Origin of the sequence: Campylobacter ureolyticus (assembly GCF_013372225.1) — a bacterium.
Lineage (GTDB): Bacteria > Campylobacterota > Campylobacteria > Campylobacterales > Campylobacteraceae > Campylobacter_B > Campylobacter_B ureolyticus.
Genome location: NZ_CP053832.1, coordinates 1795791 through 1820334, shown reverse-complemented (window position 1 = coordinate 1820334; position 24544 = coordinate 1795791). Strand labels below are relative to the sequence as shown.

Below are 24544 nucleotides of genomic sequence, written 5' to 3'. Positions count from 1 at the left end.
ATTTATCCTTTTTAAATTTTATAAGTAATATTTTACCAAATTTTAATAAAAAAAGGGTTAAATTTAATGTAAAAAATATAATTTTCACTATGTGAATAGTGTGTGAATAAGTGTTGAAAAGGATGTGATTGAAAATTTTAGGAATTGATCCAGGAACTAGAAATTGTGGATATGCAATAGTTGAAAAAGATGGTGTGAATGTAAATTTAATAGAAGCTGGATTAATTAAAATAAAACCATCAACTTTAAATTATCAAATAACTGAACTTTGTGAAGGACTTGATTTAGTTTTTAAAAATCATGAAATTAATGAAGTTGCAATGGAAGATATTTTCTTTGCTTATAATCCAAAAACTGTTTTAAAACTTGCTCAATTTCGTGGAGCAATAAGTCTTAGAATTTTACAGCTGCATGGAGAATTTTACGAATATACTCCTTTACAGGTAAAAAAAAGTGTTACTGGAAAAGCAAAAGCAGCAAAAGAACAAGTTGCTTTTATGGTTAAAAAAATACTTGGGATTAAAAAAGAGATAAAGCCACTCGATATAACTGATGCTATTGCTGTTGCTTTAACTCATGCAAATAATATAAAATTTAAAAATAAATTGTTATAATTTTTTTTAAAAACGGAGAAGAAATGAGTGAATTAATTGTCGCTTTAGATATGCAAAATTTAGATGATGTTAAAAGTATTGTAAAAGATTTTGATAAAAAAGTTGATTTTTATAAAGTTGGAATGGAACTTTTTTATAGTGAAGGAAAAAAAGCAATTGAATATCTAAAAAATGAAAATAAAAAAGTTTTTTTAGATTTAAAACTTCATGATATTCCAAATACTGTCTCGAAAGGACTTATTTCTTTAGCCAATTTAAATGTAGATATTTTAAATGTTCACGCAAGTGGTGGATTTAGTATGATGAAATTTGCAAATGAAAGTTTAAAAGAGTTTTGTTATAAAAAAAATTTAATTATTCCAAAATTAATTGCAGTAACAATTTTAACGAGTATTGGTGATGAGGATTATGAAAAAATTGGATATAAGACTGATGTAAAAAATCAAGTATTAAATTTAGCAAAAATGACTAAAAAAGCTGGGCTTGATGGTGTTGTAGCTTCTGTTTTAGAGGCGAATTCAATAAAACAAAATTTAGGAGAAAATTTTTTAATAATAACTCCTGGTATTCGTCCAAATTTTGCAAATATTAATGATCAAAACCGCATAGCTTCGCCAAGTGAAGCTATTAAAAATGGAGCAACACATTTGGTTGTTGGCAGAGCATTAACTTTGGCAAATAATAAGTTAAAGGCTTTAGAAGAAATTTTAAAAGAAATGGAGATTTAAGATGGAAAATTTAGATAAAAATTTAATGAGTGAGTCTGAAATAAAAGATATTTTTATAAAAACAGGTGCAATTTTACACGGGCATTTTTTACTTACTTCTGGGCTTCATAGTGATACTTATATAGAAAAATTTAGTGTTTTAAAACATCCTAAATTTACAGAAATTTTATGTAAAGAAATGGCAAAAAGATATATAAATGATAATGTTGAGTTGGTTATTGGTCCAATGACAGGTGGAATTTTACTAGCTCATGAGGTTGGAAAAGCTTTAAATACTGAGGCTATTTTTTGTGAAAGAGAAAATGGAAAAATGACCTTAAAAAGGGGTTTTGAAATTCAAAAAAACCAAAGAATTTTAATAGTTGAAGATATTGTAACAACTGGTGGATCTATAAAAGAAGTTGTTGAAGTGGTTAAGAGTTTTGGTGGTAATATCATAGGTATTGCGATGCTTGTAAATAGAAGTGGTAAAGAACTTATTTTTGATGGTGTAAAATCAAAAGCACTTCTAAATTTAAATGTTTCAACTTATAAAGCAGATGAATGTGAACTTTGTAAAAAAAATATTCCTTTGACAAAAAGAGGAAGAACTGGAAAATAGTTTTATTTTTTTAAAGTAATTGTTTTTAAAACATTTATATTGTAATATTATTCTGTGACTTAAAGTCACAGAATTTTTAATAAACTAAAACATAAACTATTTGAGATCCATGAACCCCCATAACTGTTTTTAATTCAATATCTGAGGTTCTTGAAGGACCTGATATAAAAAGTATGTTTGTTGGTATAGTTTCATTTTGTTTTTTTATATCATTAAATGCTGCGCTTAAACTTTTAACAATATTTTCTTTTTTTAGTAACACTATGCAAAGTTTTGGTGTAAGACTAAGAAGTCTTGGTTGAATTTTACTAGAAATTACGCAAAACACTCCATGAGAACTTACAGCACTATTTGCATTTATAATTGAAGTATCATAGTTAAAAAGTTCAGTTTTAAAGCTTTCTATAGGCTTATCAAATTTGAATTTATTATTTATTTTAATTTCATCCAAATTTATTGGCAATCCATTTGGATATATCAAATTTTTAACATTTTCTTTTTGGATGATTTCATTAATATTTTTTTCTAAATTTGACAAATTAGTTTTTATAACATTCGCTTTATTTTCAGTTGCTCTTGCAATATATTCTTCCACTAAATCATCGCTATAAGATTTTATATGAACTACAGGATCTTCTCTTTGTAAAGTAAAATTTTTAATTGGAAGATTTTTTATTTTTGATAAAATTTTTTCTTTGCTATTCATAAATTACTCCTTCTTCATTTTTTATAGCTTTATTTAAATCATAATTAAATTCCCATAAATCTTTAAATTTAAGCCAATTTTTAATTACAGGAAGTTTTTTACCATTTTTTTGAATAATTGAGTTAAATATTGCTGCACTTTTTATTGCAGTTCTAAATTTAAATCCACTAGTAGCAGCATTTTTAAATCCTTTCATTGCAAATTTTTCATACTTATCAAAGTGCATATTTTCAAATCCAATTGGTGGATTATCTCCATCTCCTACTTTATCTCTTCTTAATTTTCTAATTAAGTCAGCAAGTGGTATTTTTACAGGGCAAACTTCACTACATCTTCCACATAAAGAACAAAGGGTTAAATTTTCACCATATCTATCAATTCCAAATAAATTTGGGCTAATTACTTCTCCAATTGGTCCAGGATAGACTGCTCTATATCCATGACCTCCGATTTTATCATATACAGGACAAAAATTCATACATGCTCCACATCTGATGCATCGAAGTGCTTCATAATAGTCATCATTTGTAAGCATATTTGTTCTGTGATTATCAAATAAAATAATATGACACTCTTTTGGACCATCAAGTTCATCTTTTTTTCTTGGTCCTGTTATTATGTTGTTATAATTTGTTATAAATTGACCCGTTGCAGACGGAACTAAAAGTGTATCACAGGTTGCAGCATCTTCAAAAGTTTCAACAATTTTTTCTATGCCGCATACATTGATAGTAATATCGGCTACAGTAGTACACATCCTACCATTTCCTTCATTTTCAAGCATCCATATAGCTCCTTCTTTGCTAATACCCCAATTTACGCCTCCAAGACCAAGTTGTAAAACTTTAAATTCTTCTCTTAAATAATCTCTTGCAATTTTATTTAATTTTTCAGGCTCGCTTTCAAGTGGAGCATTAAGTTTTTCATGAAAAATTTCACCGATTTCATATCTATTTTTATGAATGGCAGGAACTACTATATGAACTGGGTGTTCATTTAAAAGTTGAATAATAACCTCTCCTAAATCAGTTTCAGTCGCTATAAGACTTTTTTCTTTAAGATAGTGGTTAAGTCCTATTTCCTCACTTGCCATCGATTTGCCTTTAAGGATTTTTTTTATGTTTTTTTCAATCATAAGTTTATAAATTATTTCACAAACTTCGTCGCCTGAGCTTGCCCAATGGACAATAAAACCATTTTTTATAGCATTTTTTTCAAATTCTAAAAGTCTTTCATCAAGTGTTGAAAGAGCATAATTTTTTACATTTTTACCTTTTTGTCTAAGTCCTTGCCAATCAATAAATCTTTTTTCTATCAAATTTGCACGGTTTGTTTGAAGAGTATGCATTGCTGAGTTTAAATTTTCACGCATTTGAGTATCGTTTAATCTTTCATTTACAACATTTTCTTTATTTTGATTTATGTTCATATTACTTCCCCTTTCATTCTTTTTGCTAAGAAGTCATAAAGATGAATAACTTTTATATCAATTTTATTTCGTTTTAAAGCTCCATCGATATTCATCATACAACCACCATCGCCTATAATTATATATTTACATTCTGTTTCTTTTATATGTTTAATTTTTTCTAAAACCATTGCATTTGATACTTCTGGCTCTTTGACGGAAAAAGTTCCACCAAATCCACAGCATTCTTCTTCATATGGTAAAGTTATAAGTTCAACATTTTTTAATTTTTTAATTAAACTTTTTGAAAAAGATACACTTTTTGCAACTCTTAAAGCGTGACAATTTCCATGCCAAGTAACTTTTATAGGATTGCCTAAATCATCTATTTTTAGATATTTATCTAGAAATTCACCAAGTTCAAAAACACGATTGCTAAAATTTTTAATTTTTTGAAAGTCTTTATCATTTTCATCAAAAAGCTCTAAATAATCATGCATCATCATTCCAGCACAAGACCCACTTGGAACCAAAACTGGATAATTCTTATCGAATAAATCTGCATTGTATAAAGCAACTTTTTTACTTTCTTGGAAATATCCTGAGTTATATGATGGTTGTCCACAACAAGTTTGATTTTTTTTATAAATCACCTCAAAACCTGCTTGCTTTAAAAGCCAAACAGTATTCATAATAGTTCTGCCCATTAAAGCAGAACCTAAACAAGTTGAATATAAATAAACTTTTTTTTCCATTTTTTATCCTTTTATATCAATTTCCCACTAAAGGTGGAATAATAAAACTAAAAACATTAACAGTAAGCCATGAAATAATACTTACAAGAATTATTAAAACAATTGAAATTTTTAATGTATATTTAAATACCTCACTTTCTTTACCTACAATTCCAACTGCAGCACATGCAACTGCAACACTTTGAGGACTAATTGATTTTCCTATAGTTCCACCAACTGTGTTCGCACCTAAAAATACAACATCTGTTATACCAAGTTGTGTTGCTGTGACTTGTTGAAGTGTTCCAAATAATAAATTTGAACTGGTAACTGAACCTGTTAAAAATACTCCAAGCCAGCCTATTACGGGTGAGAAAAATGTAAATGCATTTCCTGTTTGAGCTAATGAAAGTCCAATTGTCGCAGCTTGAGCACTATTTTTAGCAATCATTGCGTATGCTACTATAAATGCAATTGTAATAACAGGGATAAATGTTTCTTTTAGTGTTTCAGTAAATGTTTTTATAGCAATTTTAGTTTTTATTTTAAGCATAAAAACACTAATAATTGCTGCTGTAAATATTGCAGTTCCTGTTGTTGTTATGATATCCCATGAGTAGATGGTTGGTATTGGTGTGTCTTTTAATACAATAGGTGTTACTTGAATTATATTATTATGTATAAAAGGCAAGCTAAATTTTATTGTTGTAAAATTAAAAAAATTTTTAAAATATGGTGAGAGCCATATAATGATAAATATAATCAAGAGTAAAAATGGCATCCATGCTTTAAATACATCTTTAAAATTAAGCTTAATTTCTTCTTTGGTTTCCTCTTTATCTATTGTTTTTATGTTTTTTATTTTATAAATTTTTAAAAATAAAGTTGTACAAATAATTGAAACGAATGCAGAAATAATACTTGGAAGTTCAGCACCTAAGAAATTTGAAGCAAAAAACTGTCCTAAAAAGTATGTTATACCAATGACAGAAGTTACTAAAAATGTATCTTTGATACCGTTAAATCCATCCATAATAAAAACTAATAAAAAAGGAATGAGTATTGTTGTTGGTGGAATCATCCTACTTGTCATTGCAGCTAAAATTCCTGAATCAATTCCCGATGATGCAGCAAGTGAAGTTATTGTTATGCCAACAGCACCAAATCCACCAGATGTAATATTGGCAATTAAAGCAAGTCCTGCAGCACTAATTGGTTTAATGCCAATACCAACTATTAAAGCAGTAGTTATAGCAACAGGACCCCCAAAACCGATAGCACCTTCTAAAAATGAGCCAAAACAATATGTTATTAATATAACTTGAATTCTATAATCAGGTGTAATCGCTACTATACTTTTTTTCAGAATTTCAAAATAACCTGATTTTATGGATAATTTATATAAAAATATTGCTGCTATAATTATCCATCCAATTGGCCAAAGTGCTGTTAGAAAACCTTGCACAAAACTCATTAAAACCATTATAAAAGGCATTTTATATACAGTTAGAGCAATTATTGAACTTACTAAAACGGTTAAAAATGCAGCAAAAATACCTTTTAATTTTAACACTAAAAGTGATGTTAAAAATACAAAAATTGGCAAAGATGCAACAAAAGCACTAAGCCAAATGTTAGACAGTGGATTATAAATTTGAATCATTTATAACTCTCCTTTATTAATTAAAAATTCTATTTTTATATTATTTTTTATGCTTAAAAAGTTATTTTGAAAGATTTTATTAAAAAATATATTTTGAATAATAATCGATACAAAATTATAATCATGCCTAAAAATAGTCATGTTTTTCCTTTGTTTAAATTAAAATCTTGGAATTATATAAAAAAAATACTAAAAAATTTCAGATTAAAATAACTTAATTTATAAAATTAAGTTATTTTTAATAGATTAAGTATTATAAGGATTATATATTTTATTTAGTTCAAATAGTTTATTTAGGCTATTTTAAATCAATTTATAAATGTAAAAATCAATTAATTATAATATATAGATAAATATATTCAAAAAATAAAATTTTTATTATATTGTATTTTATTTATAAATATTTTATTTTTTTATAATTTATTTAGATATTTAGAGATATGTAGAATTTATATATTAATTATTGATGATGGGATTTGGGAAAAAATTCCCAAATCTTTTAAGGCTAAAATCTATATGTGAAGCCTAATTGTCCATTATAAGCTCTATTTTGATTATTTATATAGGTTCCAGCACCTGCATCTATTAAGAAATTGTCTGTAATTTCTTTTTGTATTCCAAGATCAATTGCAAAACTTGTTCTTTTTTTATTGTCATGATCTATTTTAAAATTTTGATTAGCTGTTCCAAAACTTGATATTAAATCATCTGCACTTTGATAGATATCTCTTGCTATATATGGTCTTGCATATATAGTTATATCTTTATTATTATGAATTAACTCAGCTCCTAGATTAGCTTGTAAATTTTTAAAATGAGCTTTATTAAAATTTTGATTATAATTTACATATTTATGGTTTGTTGATGCTGTAAAGCTATCTTGTGTATAGTTAAAATAATCAAATCCTATAAATGGTTTAAAACTAAAACCATCATTTAAATTAAATTTATATCCATATGAAGTTCCTGCTGTGAAGTATTTAGAATCATACTTTCCATCATATGAAGCAGTATCAACACCATATTTTATATTATAATTAGCTTTATTATTTCCTATACCATATCCAAGTGTAAAATCAATTTCATGACTATCTATATATTGTCTAAGATATGCACCAATTTCAAATAAATCTGATTTTATATCAACATTTTGATCCACATTTGCTTTGGCATAAGAAAAATATCCGCCGACCATTTGTGATTCAAACATTTTATTGAAATTTACAACTCCACCAACAAAATCATAGTCATTGTTTGAATAACTATTTTTTGTACCAATAGCTGAAATATTAAATGAGTTTTTATAAATTTCTTCTTCTATGGCACTTAATAAAACTCTCACATCATTACCATTTGAAGCAAGTTTTACTCCATCTAATTTTTTCATATTATTAGCCATTTTAACAGGACTGTTTTTAGTAGGAGTTAACATTATATTTGTATTAACAGCTCTTTTTGTATGGATATTAAAAGCTTGAGTTTGGGTTGATGAGAAAGGTTTATTATTTTTAATATTTGAGCTAATATCTTTAAATACATTGCTTTCTCCTCCTCCTAAAGCTACTTCAAGCATTGTAACTATACCATCTTGCATACTTCCTTCATTTGAGAAGAGTAATGAATCCATAATATTTATATCTCTATCATCTAATTTTGCAAGAATTTGCTTTGAATTTTCGTTTTTTCTATTGATAATAGCTTGGTTGGTTTGCTCTGTTTTTGTGTTTATATTGTTAATAGAATTTATATAATTATTAGCTGCTATATTGTTTTGTGCCGATAATGCATATGCTTGATTTTGATAAGATCTTGCAAGACTTCTGAAATTTCTATTTGTGTATTGATTTTTTGTTTTCATAATAAAATAAAGTGATTTTCCATTACTGTCTTTTTGTGTCGATAAATCCAGTAAATAGCTTGTTCCATTATTTAAAGTTATTAAATTTTTATTAATCTCTTGATCTATGCCTTGTGCAGTTCTTATTATTTCTACACCTAATCCGCCTCGGTATTGGTTATTTATAATATTGATACCATCATTATTTAAATTTAAATTTAAATTTTGAGTTTCTCTTAAGAAAGCTTTTTTACCTGCCATAATTTTACCAAGTTCATCTGCTCTTTGACCTGTAAAACTTAATCTTCCTTTGTTTACAAAATTACCAGCTGTATATAAAATAGACTCTTTGTTATCTAAATTTAGGTTTGCTCCTTGATAATTTATAAAATCATTATTAGATTGAATAATAAGTCTATTTTTAATATTTAATTTTCCATAGTTATTTAAAGTATTTTGAGCGTTTAAATTTAAAGCAACATCTCCAAATATATTTAATGATGAATTATAATTATTATTAAAATCTGATCTTAAATTTATACTTGAACTATATATGTTGTTATTCCCATAATTTACATTTAGCTTATTCATATTTAAATTATCTGCTCTTGTAATAATACCATCATTAAGTGATACATCACTAATTATATTTCCAGCCCCTGTTAAAATTCCATTTTGGGTTATAATGACTTCTGAAGTTTTTAGTGTAGAGTTTTTCATTGAGTTTAGTGCACCACCATTGTATGCAATTACTTTTCCATAAATGTCTGCAAAATTTTCTATTTGAAGAATACCATTATTTCCAACAAAAGCATTTTTTTCTACTATTGCATCACTAATTATCATTCCTGAATTTTGATTTTCTACATAAGTATCACCTTTAATACTAGCTTTTTTATAATTATTTCCTCTAAGTTGTATAACACCACCTACTGTTCTAGTTGGACCTTCATAGCTATTTTTACCACTTAAAATAAGATGACCACCGCCTTGTTTTTTAAGACCAATTTTATTTATATTTCTATATTCTATGTTTAGTTTATTTATAGCTACATCATCGCCTAAATGTCTGCTATTAAGCCAAGTTTGTTGAGAAATATCATTTGAAAATTCGCCATTATATCCTTTAGTATCAATGGTATAAAATGCAATATTTTCATTGCCAAATCTTTCTATATCTTTATTATTTAGTCTGTTAAGATCTAAAATTGCCAAACCTTTTAGTGCTTTTTCTACATCTAAAACACCTTGACCAGCATATTCTTCTTGAGTTAGTTTAAATACATAATTTCTATTTATTGATCCATTAGGATTTTTGATTCTAGCCATAATTTTATTGACAGCAATACTTTGATTTCTAGTATATGCAGGAATTCCCATTTTTATTAAATCTTGCTGAATTTGATTCGCATTTATATTTCCATACATATCTGTTGGAATATTTTTATTTAAATAAACTACATAATATCCAGAATTTCCATTATCTATAGGTTTTACAACAACATCTGGTAAATGTAAATTTTTATTTGCAGTTGTTAGTAAAACATCAGCTATCCCAGCTCCGTCTAAGAAAGGATATTTTTGAGCTACTAAAGCTGCTGCTCCAGTTACCATAGGAGCTGCCATAGATGTTCCTGTCATAGGGATATATTTTTGTTCTCCTCTTCCTTGATAATTTGCATTGGCTGCTAAAATTTGATATCCTGGAGCAAGAAGTGAATAATTTGTCGAACCTACAAAAAGTTGCGAACTAATTAGTGAACCATCTACACCAGTCCATCGAACAGGTCTTCCATAATAATCTTTTGATTTAGCATCATTCCAACTAATTTGGAAATCATTTTTTAAAGTTATACTTCCATCTGCATTTTTTTCAGCATTTAATGCATTTAAATTTCCTACATTAAGCCATGCTCTTATATCTTCATCATATGATGGAACTATAGAATCAACTGAAGATGAAATGATTCCTGAGTTTCCAGCAGCAAAAACATTTAAAATTTTATCGTCCTTAGAAAGAGCTATTAAATCTTGTGTATTTTTACCAGCTAACCACCTAACAAGTTCATAATCTATTTTATTTTTATGACCCCAATAGTTCGGATACTGCGACCTCATATTATTTAAAAGATTTCTATATCCATTATCAAGTTGAGTATTTATTAACGGGTATATGCTTTTTCCCCAACTATGATTTATAACTTTTATATTTTTGTTTTTAAAAGCTTGATTTACATCATGAAATCCATTATTTCTTTCTCCTATAATTCCAAAATTATAGAAATTAGAATTATGTGCTATACCATAAGGTTCATAATCATTAATTTTTTTTCCTAGAATTATACCTGCGACATGGGTTCCATGAGTATTTTTACCGCCTGAATTATTCCATGATGCTTCAAAGTTAACTCCACTAACTCCCAAATTTTTACCTCTTAAACTTGGATGATTAATGTTTATTGAAGTATCCATAATTCCTACATTTACATTATTCCCATTAATTCCAGGATTATTTTGTCGAACTCTATCAAGGTTAATTAGGTTATAGGATTTATCTAATATTTCCTTGTAGCTTGCCACTTCCGATAATTCATTATTTGCAAAACAGTTTAAAGCCATAAAAGCTGCAAATGAACTTAAAAATAATTTGTATGACATTATTTCTCCTTTATAAAAAGTTCACGATTATATCATATATTAAATAAATACTAAATAAAATGATTAGATTAAAAATGCTGAAATTAGCTGTTTTGTTGAGAAAATTTTATTTATAAAAACTTATAACAGAAATATAAAAAAATAAATATAAATTAAATATTATTAAGTTAACTTAATAATATTTATTATAATTTTTAAAAAAATTAATTTTAGTGGTAAAATGTTAATTTTATCTTAAATTTAACATATGACAAGCACCATTTTCTCCTAATTTACAAGCTTTTAAATAAAGTTCAGTTGCTTTTGTGGTGTTTTTATTTACTCCATTTCCATCATCATAAAGTTTTGCTAAATTTAAACAACTATATGAACTATTATTATCACAAGCTTTTTTAAAAATATCAAAGGCTTCATCATAACTTTCATAAGTTGTTAAAACAAAAGCTTTCAATTCACACCCTACTCCAAACTCAATTTTACAAGCTTTGTCAAAATAAACATAAGCTGGAATTAACTCGCCTTGTTTGTAATGTGTCATTCCTATTTCAGAACATGACCAAGAATCGCCTTTAGTACAATTTTGATCAAATTTTATATATTTTTGTTCTTGTGGTGAAAGTGAATTTTCATCTAAAATTTCATTTGCAAAAGATATGAAAAAACTTACTATTAAAAACAGAAAAATTCTCATTTTTCATCCTTATAGATAGACTCTTCAAATATAAATTTATGTTCATCTGGAAGAGAGTTATAAATTTCATATGCTAAATTTCTTATTTCCCACAAAGCTGATTTTGAAGTTCTAAGATGTAAAAAATTTTGAAGACTTCTTGCATTTATACTCCAAGTAAGTTCAGTTTTATAACATTCCGGAAGTGCATATTTGGCGATGTCTAGAGTGTTTATTTTATTTAAAATTAAACGGATATTTTCAAGAGCTTGAATGCTGTAGTTATCAACCATCTCATTTTTAGTTAAAACTATATAGCGAGATGCATTTTCAAAATCCCCTATTTTAAACTCACTTTCTTTTTTAAGCTCTTTTAGGGTGTAGCGAGTTGATTTTACACTCAAACTTGCCATTCTATGGCGTGCTAGTTCTTGTAAAAGTGCTCTTGAAATTCCTTTTATATAAAAATTATAATGTAGATGTTCAAGCGTTGAGGCATGTTTAAATTTATTTCCAACTCTATTAATTAGCTCTTTGTCTATCTCGCCTCCATTATCCCCTTTATCAAAGCTTTGCCAACAAGTTCTTATGGCATTTGAACAGACCCAAAGTGGAGTGAAATTTAGTAGTTTTACTTCCATTTTTTTCCTTTTTATAAAATTACAGCAAATAGTATGCCAAATAAAATCAAAGGAATGTTAAAAAATATAAAAGTCGGAATACAAGTATCATAAATATGATTGTGCTGTCCGTCAAAATTTAAACCACTTGTTGGTCCAAGTGTGCTATCGCTTGCAGGACTTCCAGCATCCCCAACTGCGGCTGCAATGCCTATTAGGATAATTATAGCTGATGTGCTAAATCCAAGCTCAAGTGCGAGTGGGTAGTAGATCGCTGTGATTATTGGAATAGTTCCAAAACTACTTCCAATGCCTATTGTAATAAATAGTCCAATAATTAGCATTAAAGCTGCTCCGCCAAGCTTTCCACCAGCTAAAGAGGCAGCTGCATTAACAAGATCAGGAATACCACCTGTTTCTCTTAAAATTGCGCCATAACCTGCAGCTACAAGCATAACAAAGGCGATAAATCCCATTATATGGATACCTTTATCAAAAGTTTTATCCATATCTTTATATTTAATTCCACCAAAAACTATCATGGTAATAATTCCAAGAAGTGCGCCAAGAGGAAGAGAGCCAAAGCAAATTTGAATGATAAAGGCTACAACTATTCCAGCTAATGCGCCCCACTCTTTTAAACCCATTTTTATCTCATCTAGATTTTTAGGTGTATTGTTTTCAATATCTTTGTATTCTCTTGGTTTTTTAAAGACAATTACAGCTAAAATAAGCCCTACGATCATCGGAATTGCCGCCATCCACATAACACTTGCAATTTGTGAAATTTCAACATTTAAGCCATTGTTTGCCATCTCTTTTTGTAAAATTGAAAAAAACAAAAGTCCAAATCCAACTGGAAGTGAAATATATGGAGTTTGAAGACCAAAAGTTAAGGCACAAGCTACGGCGCGTCTGTCGATTTTCATTTTATTCATTACACTTAAAAGTGGTGGGATTAAAATAGGAATAAAAGCGATATGAACAGGAATTAAATTTTGTGAAAAACAAGCAATAAAGGCAATTGCAAATATAAAATAAAACTTACTTTTTGTTATAAATTTTGAAATTTTGTTAATTAAAATTGTAGTTAAATTTGTAAAAGAGATAGCTGCAGCTAAAACTCCAAGTAAAACATATGATAGTGCAGTTTGAAGATTGCCTTTCATGCCCTCTATAAAGACATCTAAAGTATAATTCATACTTTTTATAAAAGTATATGTTTCTCCACTTGGAACAATATGAGCCATAAGTCCTGCAACCATCGCTGAAATAAGGATAGAAAGCATAACATTGCATCTTAATATACATAAAATAAACATTAAAATAATGCTAGAAAATACGGGATTACTAAGCATAATTTTCCTTTAAATTTAAATAAAGATTCATTATATGATAAATGGATTTAAATTTTAATAAAATCGTAATGTTTAAAAAATTTTTGATGTTTTAATTGGGATTTTAGAATTTTAAGAGATTTGGAAAAATTATCCAAATCTCTAATTAATTAAATTTAATAACGGATATTAAAATCTGTATGTAAAGCCGATTTGTCCGTTATAAATTTTGTCATCTTTATTAAGATAGATACCGCCACCTATATTTATAAATAAATTTCTAGATATTTCTGTTTGGATACCAAAGTCAAATACAAAACTTGTTCTTTTCCTTGCTTCTTCATTTAGCATAAAGTAATAATTGCTTGATCCAAAATATGATCTCATACCATTATTTCTTTGATAAATATCTCTTGCGATATAAGGTCTTGCATAAAGAGTGATATTTTTATTGTTATAAAGCATTTCTAAACCTAAATTTGCCTGTAAATTTTTAAATTTAGATTTATCAAATGTTTGTGTTAAATTTCCAACATCTTTATGATTTGTCGAAGCCGTAAAACTATCTTGTGTATAGTCAAAATAATCAAGCCCTATAAATGGTTTAATGCTGAAATTATCATTTACATTAAATTTATATCCATAAGCTGTGCCTACTGTTAAGTAACTAGAATCAAATTTAGCTTTATAATTTAAATTTGTAGCTAATAGTTTTAGATTATAATCAGCTTTATTATTTCCTAAACCATAACCTATAGATAAATCAAACTCATTATTATCAAGATATTGTCTAGCATAGGCACCTACTTCATAAAGGTCTGATTTTAAACTTACATCGTTGTTACTATCTGCTTTAGCATACGAGAAATATCCACCAACAAGAGTTGAATCAAACATTTTATTAAAGCTTACAACTCCACCTGCAAGACTGTGGCTGTGGCCAGATTCATTATTTTTTGCTCCAATAGCTGAAATATTAAATGAATTTTTATAAATTTCTCTATCTATTAAATCGATTAAATATCTTAAATCATCAGAATTCGAGGCAAGCTTTGTTCCATCTAAATATTTCATAGCATTAGCTGTTACCATAGGACTATTTTTAGTTGGATTAAGCATCATATCTCTATTTACTGCTCTTTTTGTTTCGATATTAAATGTTTTTGTAGGCTTAGACACATTTGGCTTATTCTTTTTAACTTCTCTAACTAAATTAGTTAAAACCCTTATGCTTTCATCTCTTATAGCTGCATCATCATTTTCCAAAGCTAAGCTTATAGTTGTAACTATAGCTGTATTTATATTTCCCTCATTAGATAACAATAGTGAGTTTAATATATCTTTAGCATCATCTAATTCTTTAGGAAGCTTTGCTTTTGGTTTAGACACTGGATCTGTTGGATCTGTTGGATCTGTTGGATCTGTTGGATCTGTTGGATCTGTTGGATCTGTTGGATCTGTTGGATCTGTTGGATCTGTTGGATCTGTTGGATCTGTTGGATCTGTTGGATCTGTTGGATCTGTTGGATCTGTTGGATCTGTTGGATCTGTTGGATCTGTTGGATCTGTTGGATCTGTTGGATCTGTTGGATCTGTTGGATCTGTTGGATCTGTTGGATCTGTTGGATCTGTTGGATCTGTTGGATCTGTTGGATCTGTTGGATCTGTTGGATCTGTTGGATCTGTTGGATCTGTTGGATCTGTTGGATCTGTTGGATCTGTTGGATCTGTTGGATCTGTTGGATCTGTTGGATCTGTTGGATCTGTTGGATCTGTTGGATCTGTTGGATCTGTTGGATCTGTTGGATCTGTTGGATCTGTTGGATCTGTTGGATCTGTTGGATCTGTTGGATCTGTTGGATCTGTTGGATCTGTTGGATCTGTTGGATCTGTTGGATCTGTTGGATCTGTTGGATCTGTTGGATCTGTTGGATCTGTTGGATCTGTTGGATCTGTTGGATCTGTTGGATCTGTTGGATCTGTTGGATCTGTTGGATCTGTTGGATCTGTTGGATCTGTTGGATCTGTTGGATCTGTTGGATCTGTTGGATCTGTTGGATCTGTTGGATCTGTTGGATCTGTTGGATCTGTTGGATCTGTTGGATCTGTTGGATCTGTTGGATCTGTTGGATCTGTTGGATCTGTTGGATCTGTTGGATCTGTTGGATCTGTTGGATCTGTTGGATCTGTTGGATCTGTTGGATCTGTTGGATCTGTTGGATCTGTTGGATCTGTTGGATCTGTTGGATCTGTTGGATCTGTTGGATCTGTTGGATCTGTTGGATCTGTTGGATCTGTTGGATCTGTTGGATCTGTTGGATCTGTTGGATCTGTTGGATCTGTTGGATCTGTTGGATCTGTTGGATCTGTTGGATCTGTTGGATCTGTTGGATCTGTTGGATCTGTTGGATCTGTTGGATCTGTTGGATCTGTTGGATCTGTTGGATCTGTTGGATCTGTTGGATCTGTTGGATCTGTTGGATCTGTTGGATCTGTTGGATCTGTTGGATCTGGGTGTGACTTTTTACCAACTATTTTATTATTTGGAATTGTTATATCTGGTTTTTTGCTATCATTTATAGATTTTATAAGATCTTGAACGGTTTTATTTTGATGTTCTTTTTTTGTATTCATAACAAAATAAAGTGATTTCTCATCACCTGTTTTTTCAGTTGATAGTTCTAAAAGTTCACTATTTTGCTCGTTTAAGGTTATAAGATTTTTAGCTATATTTGTATCTATACCCTCACCTGTTCTTACTATTTCTATACCTAATCCATCTTGATATTTTTGATTTATAATGTCGATATTTGCAGGAGACACCAGGTTTACATTTAATTTTTCAGTATCTTTTAGGACGGCTTTTTCACCAGCTATTATAAGACCTAAGTCATCTATCGTATCTGTTTTAAAATTTAATTTTCCCTCATTTATAAAACTTCCAAGAGTGTAAAAAATAGCATCTTTTGTATCTAAATTTAAAGTACTTCCAGATTTGTTTGTGTAATTTGTTTTTGATCTGATTTCTAATTTATCTTTTATATTTATATTTCCAAAGTTATTAAAACTAGAGGTTGCTGCTGTAAAGTTAAAAAATAGATTGCCAAGTATATCAAGTGTTGATTTTGCACTATTAATAGCATTAGCTTTTATATCTAGATTTAAATTTTTTATATTATTTTTACCTTCTTTAGCTGTGAAACTATTCATTTCTATGGTTGCTTTAACATCTGTTTTATCATTATCACTTGTGAGAGTTCCACTTTCTAAAATCACTTCACTTGTTTTTAAAATAGAGTTTTTAATTAAATTTATGATTCCACTATTTTGAGCATAGGTTTTACCTAAAATTTCACTATTGTTTTTTATCTCTAAATTTCCTTTATTGGCATAAGCATTTTTCTCTATTTTGGCGTTATCTACTATAAATTTAGCATTATTTTCCGCGTAGGCATCACCTTTAATGCTAGCTTTTTTACTATTGTTTCCTTTTAGCTCTAAAGTGCCATCTACTGCTCTAGTTGGACCTTCATAGATATTTTCACCACTTAGTGTTAAAGTTCCAAAACCTTCTTTTTTAAGACCTATTTTTCTTATATCTCTGTATTTTATATTTAATTTGTTTATAGCAACATCATCTTCTAAATGTCTGCTATCAAGCCAAGTTTGTTGAGAAATGTCATTTGAAAACTCGCCGTTATGACCTTTAGTATCGATAGTATAAAATGCCGTATTTTCATCTTTAAATTTTTCTATATCTTTATCATTTAGCCTATTAAGATCTAAAATAGCTAGACCCTTTAATGCTTTTTCTACGTCTAAAACACCTTGACCAGCATATTCTTCTTGTGTTAGTTTGACAACAAATTTATCAGAAATTTTACCAGTTTTATCTTTTACATTAGTTAAAATTTTTGTAACAGTAATATCATCGTTTGAATTAGGAATTCCCATTGCTAATAAATCTTGTCTTACTTCATTTTCATTTATTGTTCCATCAAGGTTTCTAGGAATTTCTTTATTTAAATAAACTACATAATATCCAGAACTTCCGCCTTCTATTGCTTTTAGGACAACATCTGGTAAATTTAAATTTTTATTTGCAGTTGTTAGTAAAACATCAGCTATCCCAGCCCCATCTAGGAAAGGATATTTTTGAGCTACTAAAGCTGCTGCACCACTTACCATAGGAGCTGCCATAGATGTTCCTGTCATAGGAATATATTTTTCTTTGTTAGTTGCGGATAGGTCGGCATTTGCTGCTAAAATTTGATATCCTGGAGCAAGAAGTGAATAATTTGTCGAGCCTACAAAAAGCTGCGAACTAATTAGTGAACCATCCACACCAGTCCATCGAATAGGTCTTCCATAATAATCTTTTGATTTAGCATCATTCCAACTAATTTTAAAATCATTTTTTAAAGTTATACTTCCATCTGCATTTTTTTCAGCATTTAATGCATTTAAATTTCCTACATTAAGCCAAGCTCTTATATCTTCATCATAAGATGGAACTATAGAATCAACTGAAGATGAAATGATTCCTGAGTTTCCAGCAGCAAAAACATTTAAAATTTTATCGTCCTTAGAAAGAGCTATCAAATCTTGTGTATTTTTACCAGCTAACCACCTAACAAGTTCATAATCTATTTTATTTTTATGACCCCAAATTTGTGGATATTGTGACTTTATGTCTGGTAAGAGATCTCTATATCTATTGCCTTTAAGTTGCATATCTATCAGTGGATAAAGACCTTTTCCCCAACTATGATTGATGACTTTTATGCCCTTATCTTTAAAGGCATTGTTTATATTATTTCCTCCTATATCATTATAGTGTTTTTCTTCTATTGCTCCTAAATTATAAAATTTAGCATTGTGGGCTACACCATAAGGCTCATTATCGTTTATTTTTTTACCTAAAATTATACCTGCGACATGAGTTCCATGATTACCTTTTCTTTGACCGTTCCATGAATTTTGGAAAAGAACACCCTCAGTTCCTAGATGTTTTCCTTCAAAACTAGGGTGGTTTGTATTTATAGCTGTGTCTAAAATACCAACTATAACACCACTACCATCCATTTCCGGGCTATTTTGCCGAACATTGTCTAAATTAATTAAATCATAAGATTTATCTAAAATTTCCTTAAACTGACTTACGTTTGATAATCCATCATTGGCAAAACATGTTAGATTTATCAAACCTAAGGCTAAAATATTAAGTATTTTTTTACTGGGCATAAAATCACCTTTAAATAAAATATAAATAAATTGCCATTTTACTTGAAAATAAATAAAAACTAGCTAAATTATCTTTTATCTATGTATATATTTAAAGTAAATTTAATATATTAAACTAAATGATATTTAAAAAACATAATAAAAAAATTTTAAAATTTGCATATCGATATGTCTCCGCTTTTATAGCCTTTGTAGAAAGCATTTTTTCTTTGCATAGCTGAGCCGTGAGTAAAAGAATCAGGCACAACATATCCATTAGCTTGTTTTTGAAGTGTGTCATCGCCTATCATGCTTGCTGCATTTAAGGCTTCATCTATATCCCCATCTTCTAAAATATCATCAAGATAATGTGCCCAAACACCGGCTAAACAATCAGCCCCAAGTTCAACTTTTACTTGTATAGCGTTTTGATCTTTTTTATTTTTTCCTTGTTTTTCTCTATTTGCTTGAGATAAAATTCCTAGTAAATTTTGCACATGATGGCCTACTTCATGAGCTAAAACATAAGCATTTGCAAAATCTCCTGGAGCGTTATGTCTATTGGCTAACTCATCAAAAAAACTTAAATCGATATAGATTTTTTGATCGGCTGGACAGTAAAATGGTCCAACTTGCGAGTTCGCAAATCCACATCCACTTTGAACGGCACCTCTAAAAAGCACAAGTTTTGGTTCTTTGTAATTTTTTCCTATTATTTGAAATTGTTTATTCCATATATTTTCGGTTTGTGCTAAAACAACTCCTATAAATTGTGCATATTTATCATCATCTTTTGAAATTTGTGCATTTTGAACTCCGCCAGTAGAAATTAAAGCAAGTGGATTGTATCCTAAAAACATAGCTATAACGCCTATTAGTAACACAACTCTTCCAAATTTTGTTTTTAAAAGCCATCTGATAAGTGGTATTAAAACCTGTAAATTTACCATACTAGCAGGAGTTTTTTGAAACCTTCTATCGTCTATATTACTACTTGATTTTTGATCTCGCCATTTCATTTTTAAACCTTTTATAAAAAAACAATTGTAACAAATTATTTTAAATTTAACCAAAAAATATCTTAATATAGTTTTTTGAATTATTTTTTTGATAAAATATAAGAATTAAATTTAGGAGAGCTTATGAGAAGTGATATAATTAAAAAAGGCTACACAAAAGCCCCTCACCGCTCACTTTTAAGAGCGACAGGGCTTAGGGATGAGGATTTTGATAAACCATTTATCGGTGTTGCAAATAGTTTTATAGAGATAATTCCAGGGCATTTTTTTCTAAATAAATTTAGTCAAATTATAAAAGATGAGATAAGAAAAAATGGTTGTGTACCTTTTGAGTTTAACTGTATAGGCGTTGATGATGGTATTGCGATGGGACATGAGGGGATGCTTTACTCACTTCCAAGCCGTGAATTAATAGCAAATTCAGTAGAAACCGTGATGAATGCTCACGCACTTGACGCGCTTATTTGCATACCAAACTGTGATAAGATTGTTCCTGGCATGATAATGGGAGCTTTGAGAGTAAATGTTCCTACTGTGTTTATAAGTGGCGGTCCAATGGCTGCTGGAGTTGATAAAGATAGTGGGGAAGCGCTTGATTTAAATAGTGTGTTTGAAGGCGTTGGAGCTTATGAGGTTGGTAAAATCGATGAAAAAAAGTTAAAAATGCTTGAGTGTGAGTCCTGTCCAGGTGGTGGAAGCTGTAGTGGAATGTTTACAGCAAATTCTATGAATTCACTTTGTGAAGCGATGGGAATAGCTTTGGTTGGTAATGGCACAATTTTGGCGCTAACTCCCGAGCGTGAAGAGCTAGCAAGAGCTGCAGCTAGAAGGATTTGTAAAATCGCACTTGATGATAAATTTAAAATAAAAAATATCTTAAATAAAAAAGCTATTAGAAATGCTTTTGTCTGCGATATGGCAATGGGTGGAAGCTCAAATACAATTTTGCATATGCTAGCAATTAGCCGTGAAGCAGGGTGTGCGCTTGATATAAAAGAGTTAAATGAGATCAGTAAAAATATAGCCCACATTGCAAAAGTAGCTCCTAGTCTTCCAAGCGTGCATATGCAGGATATTGCACGAGCTGGAGGAATAATTGCTATATTAAATGAAATTTCAAAAAGAGATAATGGCATGCTTGATCTTGATAATCTAACAGTAACTGGTGAGATGATGAGTGAGCGCGTAAAAAACCATAAAGTAGCTGATTATAATATCATAAAAAGTGTTGATAAGCCTTATTCAAAAGTAGGTGGTTTGGCGATTTTATTTGGAAATTTAGCAAAGCAAGGGTGTGTTATAAAAGCAGCTGGTATTGTTGGAGAGCGTAAATTTAGTGGAAAAGCAATTTGCTTTAACTCACAAGATGAAGCAATTAGTGGAATTTCAAGTGGAAAAGTTCAAAAGGGCGATGTTGTGGTAATTCGCTATGAAGGTCCAAAAGGTGGTCCTGGAATGCAAGAGATGTTAAGTCCAACAAGTCTTATAATGGGCCGAGGTCTTGGAGCTGATGTGGCACTTATAACAGATGGTAGATTTAGCGGTGCTACAAGAGGATTTTCAATCGGTCATGTAAGCCCAGAAGCAGCAGAGGGCGGAATGATAGGACTTTTAAAAGATGGCGATATTATAGATATTGATGTTGATAGCTACTCTATAAATGTCCGTTTAAGCGACGATGAAATTGCAAAACGTCGCAAAGAGTGGAAATATGAGGGCAAAAAAGTAAGTTCTCGCTGGTTAAGACAGTATCAAAAGTTAGTTACCAATGCAAGTAATGGGGCGATTTTGGAGGCTTAAGCTTTAAGAAGTGCAGTATTTATTGCACTTCTTAAATTATTTATTTTACAAAGTAGTTTCCATCAAAACTAACGAGTGAATATTCTCTTTCATTCCCTATAGCATTTTTTAGTTCATCTATTTCTAAAAACTCTAAACTATCAGCCCCTGTGTATTTTAAAATTTCATCATCGCTTAAATTTGCACTTATTAACTCATTTTTTGTAGGTGTGTCTATACCATAAACATCAGGAAATTTTATTCTTGGAGCAGCTATTTTAAGATGAACTTCTTTAGCTCCAGCATGTTTTAAAAGTTCAACTATTTTTTTAGAAGTCGTTCCTCTAACTATACTATCATCGACTACAATAATACTTTTTCCTTTTAAAACCTCACTCATAGGATTTAGCTTTAATTTTACTTTTAAATTTCTCATTTCTTGGGTTGGCTCTATAAAGGTTCTTCCTACATAGTGGTTTCTAACTATTGCCATTTCAAAAGGGATTTTGCTTTCATTCGAAAAACCAAGTGCTGCTGGCACTCCACTATCTGGCACAGGAACTACTAGATCAGCTTTTATTTTATTTTTTAAAGCCAAAGTTTTTCCTAAATTTTTTCTTACTTCATAAACATTTTTTCCATCTATAACGCTATCTGGTCTTGCAAAGTATATGTATTCAAAAGCGCAAATTCTAGGAGTTTTTTCTTCATATAGCATTATACTTTCAAAATCATCACTTCCTTCTTCAAAAATAATCATTTCACCTGGCTTTACATCACGCACAAAAGTAGCACCAACTAAGTCAAAAGCACAGGTCTCACTTGCGATTATATATCCGCCATCTTTTAATTTTCCTATACTAAGAGGTCTAATTCCATATTTATCTCTTATGGCAAATATTTTTGATCTACTCATTATAAGAAGGCAATAGGCTCCTTTTATAATATTTAAAGCCTCTATAATTCGCTCTTGCAAGTGCTCTTTTTTACTTCTAGCAATCAAATGAATTATATTTTCGGTGTCCATATTTGAGTGAAATATTGCACCCTCTTTTATTAAATTTTGCCTAATTTCATCTTTATTTATCAAATTTCCATTATGTGCTATTGATATTTCGCCAAGCAAATAACTAGCCCAAATAGGCTGTGCATCTTTGCTATCTTTACTACCAGCGGTTGAGTATCTATTATGTCCAATTGCAATATTTCCCTGTAAAGAGTTTAAAATTTCATTATTAAAAATATCGCTAACCAAGCCTTGTGCTTTATGAGTTTTTATTTTGTGATTAAAACTTGCACTGATTCCGCTTGATTCTTGTCCACGGTGTTGCATCGCAAAAAGCGCATAATAAGCAGTTTTTGCAGCATCTTTTGAATTTATTATACCAACGATAGCACACATTTTACAGTCCTAAACAATCATTTATATCATAAAGCCCATTTTTCTGTGAGCTTAACCAAATAGCAGCTTTTATGGCTCCATTTGCAAAAGTAGCTCTTGATGTTGCTGTGTGGTTTAACTCTATAAACTCGCCATTTCCATAAAATCCTGCTGTGTGACGACCAACAATATCTCCACCTCTTAAGCTCATAACAGCAATTTCATCTTTTGATCTTTGTCCAATTATGCCATCTCTTCCACTAACTCTAACTTTATCAAGGTCCAAATTTCTAGCAATTGCGACATTTTTAGCTAATGTTAAGGCTGTTCCACTTGGAGCGTCTTTTTTATATCTATGATGCATTTCTAAAATTTCAGCATCGAATTCGCTTAAGGCTTTGCTTGCTAAAAATGCAAGTTTGTTTAAAACAGCTACTCCTAAACTCATATTTGTGGCATATAAAATAGGCATATTTTTTGAAATTTCTTTCATTAAGTTTAATTCATCTTTACTAAGTCCGGTTGTACCGATACAAAGTGGTTTTGGATTTTTTTTAGCGAATTCTAAAAGAGCTTTAGTTCCCTCTGGCATAGAAAAGTCAATCACAACATCTGATGATGTGAAAAAATCCTCTAAATTTGAACTATTTTTATCAAATAAAGCTGCGACTTTTACATTTTCATACTCTTTTAAGCACTCTTGTATCATTTTTCCCATTCTGCCATTTGAGCCATAAATTCCTATTTTTAGCATTACATTCCTTTTTGCAAATTTGTAGCGAGTATAACAAATTTAGAGTAAAAAACTTATAAAATCCTTTTAAAATTTATGTGGATTTTTTATATGTGGAAGGCTTATCTCATCACCGTTTATATCATACGCACCACCAAATCCTTTTACAAATCTGCCTTTTTTAAACTCTAATTTAAAAAGATGAAAGTCCTGCATAGTTGAGATCTGTTTTGTTCCACCTTTTCCACTAGTTTGATTTAAAAAACTCGCTAAAGCATTATTAAACTCATCACTATTTCTTCGAATTTCAACTGCATTTGTCTTATAAGTAAGCCTTTTTCTTAGTATTATAGAAGCAGCTTCATTTTCATCTTGTAAAAATAAAATTTCAATTTTGTCAGGATTTGTGCTTATGCTTTTAAAATGCTCACTAATTTCACTTATGTAGATGTAAAAATTATCATTAAATTTAATAAGCGGTGAGTAGCTCGCAATCGCTTGATCATTATAAATACTCGCAATTACAACACTTTTAAAAGAATTTCTAAACTCATTAATTTCATTTTTAATTTTAGAAAAATCCTCTTTTAAACTCGCGGCTAAATTTTTAATAGCACTTACAAAATCACCATCTGTAACTATTGTATTAAAAGGTACTTTTGCTTCTAAATTATCTGAGTTTAGAAAAATCCCATTTTCATCAAAATCAACTAATTTCGCACTTTTTACATTAAAATTTGAATATTTGTTAAAAAGCTTAACTAAAACATCGCTGTGATGCTCATTCATGTGAGCTATGATTAAATTTTTTTCCATTGTATTTCCTTTTTTAA

The 24544-nt window shown here is 29.7% G+C and carries 17 protein-coding genes; 4 read left to right on the top strand and 13 right to left on the bottom strand.

Annotated features, from left to right (window positions below):
* Positions 1-128 precede the first annotated feature (128 nt).
* Genes ruvC through pyrE form a run of 3 tightly spaced genes read left to right on the top strand, consistent with a single transcriptional unit; the run spans position 129 to position 1943 of the window.
* Positions 129-614, top strand: coding sequence for a crossover junction endodeoxyribonuclease RuvC (gene ruvC, locus CURT_RS09275; RefSeq protein ID WP_018713446.1), 486 nt, complete (start codon positions 129-131; stop codon positions 612-614).
* Between the two features lie 23 nt (positions 615-637).
* Positions 638-1342 carry an orotidine-5'-phosphate decarboxylase gene (gene pyrF, locus CURT_RS09270; protein ID WP_018713445.1) on the top strand — a complete coding sequence of 235 codons (705 nt, stop codon included), beginning with the start codon at positions 638-640 and terminating at the stop codon, positions 1340-1342.
* A 1-nt stretch (position 1343) separates the two neighbouring features.
* Positions 1344-1943 (top strand): orotate phosphoribosyltransferase, encoded by a 600-nt coding sequence (gene pyrE / locus CURT_RS09265; RefSeq protein ID WP_018713444.1) that lies wholly within the window; start codon positions 1344-1346, stop codon positions 1941-1943.
* A 76-nt stretch (positions 1944-2019) separates the two neighbouring features.
* On the opposite strand, the gene CURT_RS09260 is transcribed toward pyrE, so the two are convergent.
* From CURT_RS09260 to ypfJ, 10 genes are all read right to left on the bottom strand, one after another.
* Positions 2020-2649 (bottom strand): LutC/YkgG family protein, encoded by a 630-nt coding sequence (locus CURT_RS09260; RefSeq protein ID WP_018713443.1) that lies wholly within the window; start codon positions 2647-2649, stop codon positions 2020-2022.
* On the bottom strand, positions 2642-4078 hold the full coding sequence (locus CURT_RS09255) for a LutB/LldF family L-lactate oxidation iron-sulfur protein (RefSeq protein WP_018713442.1): 1437 nt from the start codon (positions 4076-4078) through the stop codon (positions 2642-2644). Before CURT_RS09255 ends, CURT_RS09260 begins: the two co-directional genes overlap by 8 nt.
* Positions 4075-4812 carry a (Fe-S)-binding protein gene (locus CURT_RS09250; protein WP_018713441.1) on the bottom strand — a complete coding sequence of 246 codons (738 nt, stop codon included), beginning with the start codon at positions 4810-4812 and terminating at the stop codon, positions 4075-4077. The genes CURT_RS09255 and CURT_RS09250 overlap by 4 nt, the downstream gene beginning before the upstream one ends.
* A gap of 16 nt (positions 4813-4828) precedes the next feature.
* Positions 4829-6454 carry an L-lactate permease gene (locus CURT_RS09245; RefSeq protein WP_018713440.1) on the bottom strand — a complete coding sequence of 542 codons (1626 nt, stop codon included), beginning with the start codon at positions 6452-6454 and terminating at the stop codon, positions 4829-4831.
* A gap of 505 nt (positions 6455-6959) precedes the next feature.
* Complete coding sequence (locus CURT_RS09240) at positions 6960-10949, bottom strand: S8 family peptidase (protein WP_018713438.1); 3990 nt, start codon at positions 10947-10949, stop codon at positions 6960-6962.
* 229 nt (positions 10950-11178) lie between these two features.
* The gene (locus CURT_RS09235; RefSeq protein WP_018713437.1) at positions 11179-11640 is read right to left on the bottom strand and encodes a tetratricopeptide repeat protein; all 462 of its coding nucleotides are present in this window, start codon (positions 11638-11640) and stop codon (positions 11179-11181) included.
* A complete protein-coding gene (gene thyX, locus CURT_RS09230; RefSeq protein WP_018713436.1) occupies positions 11637-12260 on the bottom strand; it encodes an FAD-dependent thymidylate synthase in 624 nt (207 codons plus the stop codon). Before thyX ends, CURT_RS09235 begins: the two co-directional genes overlap by 4 nt.
* Before the next feature lie 11 nt (positions 12261-12271).
* The gene (locus tag CURT_RS09225) at positions 12272-13597 is read right to left on the bottom strand and encodes a Na+/H+ antiporter family protein (RefSeq protein WP_018713435.1); all 1326 of its coding nucleotides are present in this window, start codon (positions 13595-13597) and stop codon (positions 12272-12274) included.
* Positions 13598-13765: 168 nt separating this feature from the next.
* Positions 13766-18820: a S8 family serine peptidase gene (locus tag CURT_RS09220; protein ID WP_176324090.1), complete on the bottom strand. Its 5055-nt coding sequence runs from the start codon at positions 18818-18820 to the stop codon at positions 13766-13768.
* Between the two features lie 149 nt (positions 18821-18969).
* Positions 18970-19818 carry a KPN_02809 family neutral zinc metallopeptidase gene (ypfJ, locus tag CURT_RS09215; protein ID WP_018713432.1) on the bottom strand — a complete coding sequence of 283 codons (849 nt, stop codon included), beginning with the start codon at positions 19816-19818 and terminating at the stop codon, positions 18970-18972.
* Between the two features lie 123 nt (positions 19819-19941).
* Between ypfJ and ilvD the strand changes: the two genes are divergently transcribed.
* Positions 19942-21618, top strand: coding sequence for a dihydroxy-acid dehydratase (ilvD, locus tag CURT_RS09210; protein ID WP_018713431.1), 1677 nt, complete (start codon positions 19942-19944; stop codon positions 21616-21618).
* Between the two features lie 40 nt (positions 21619-21658).
* Here the strand turns inward: ilvD and purF are convergent, their stop codons facing one another.
* The 3 genes from purF to CURT_RS09195 form a co-directional block, all read right to left on the bottom strand.
* Positions 21659-22999 carry an amidophosphoribosyltransferase gene (gene purF / locus CURT_RS09205; protein WP_018713430.1) on the bottom strand — a complete coding sequence of 447 codons (1341 nt, stop codon included), beginning with the start codon at positions 22997-22999 and terminating at the stop codon, positions 21659-21661.
* A 1-nt stretch (position 23000) separates the two neighbouring features.
* The gene (dapB, locus tag CURT_RS09200) at positions 23001-23732 is read right to left on the bottom strand and encodes a 4-hydroxy-tetrahydrodipicolinate reductase (RefSeq protein WP_018713429.1); all 732 of its coding nucleotides are present in this window, start codon (positions 23730-23732) and stop codon (positions 23001-23003) included.
* A 66-nt stretch (positions 23733-23798) separates the two neighbouring features.
* Positions 23799-24527, bottom strand: coding sequence for a pyridoxamine 5'-phosphate oxidase family protein (locus CURT_RS09195; protein ID WP_018713428.1), 729 nt, complete (start codon positions 24525-24527; stop codon positions 23799-23801).
* Positions 24528-24544 lie beyond the last annotated feature (17 nt).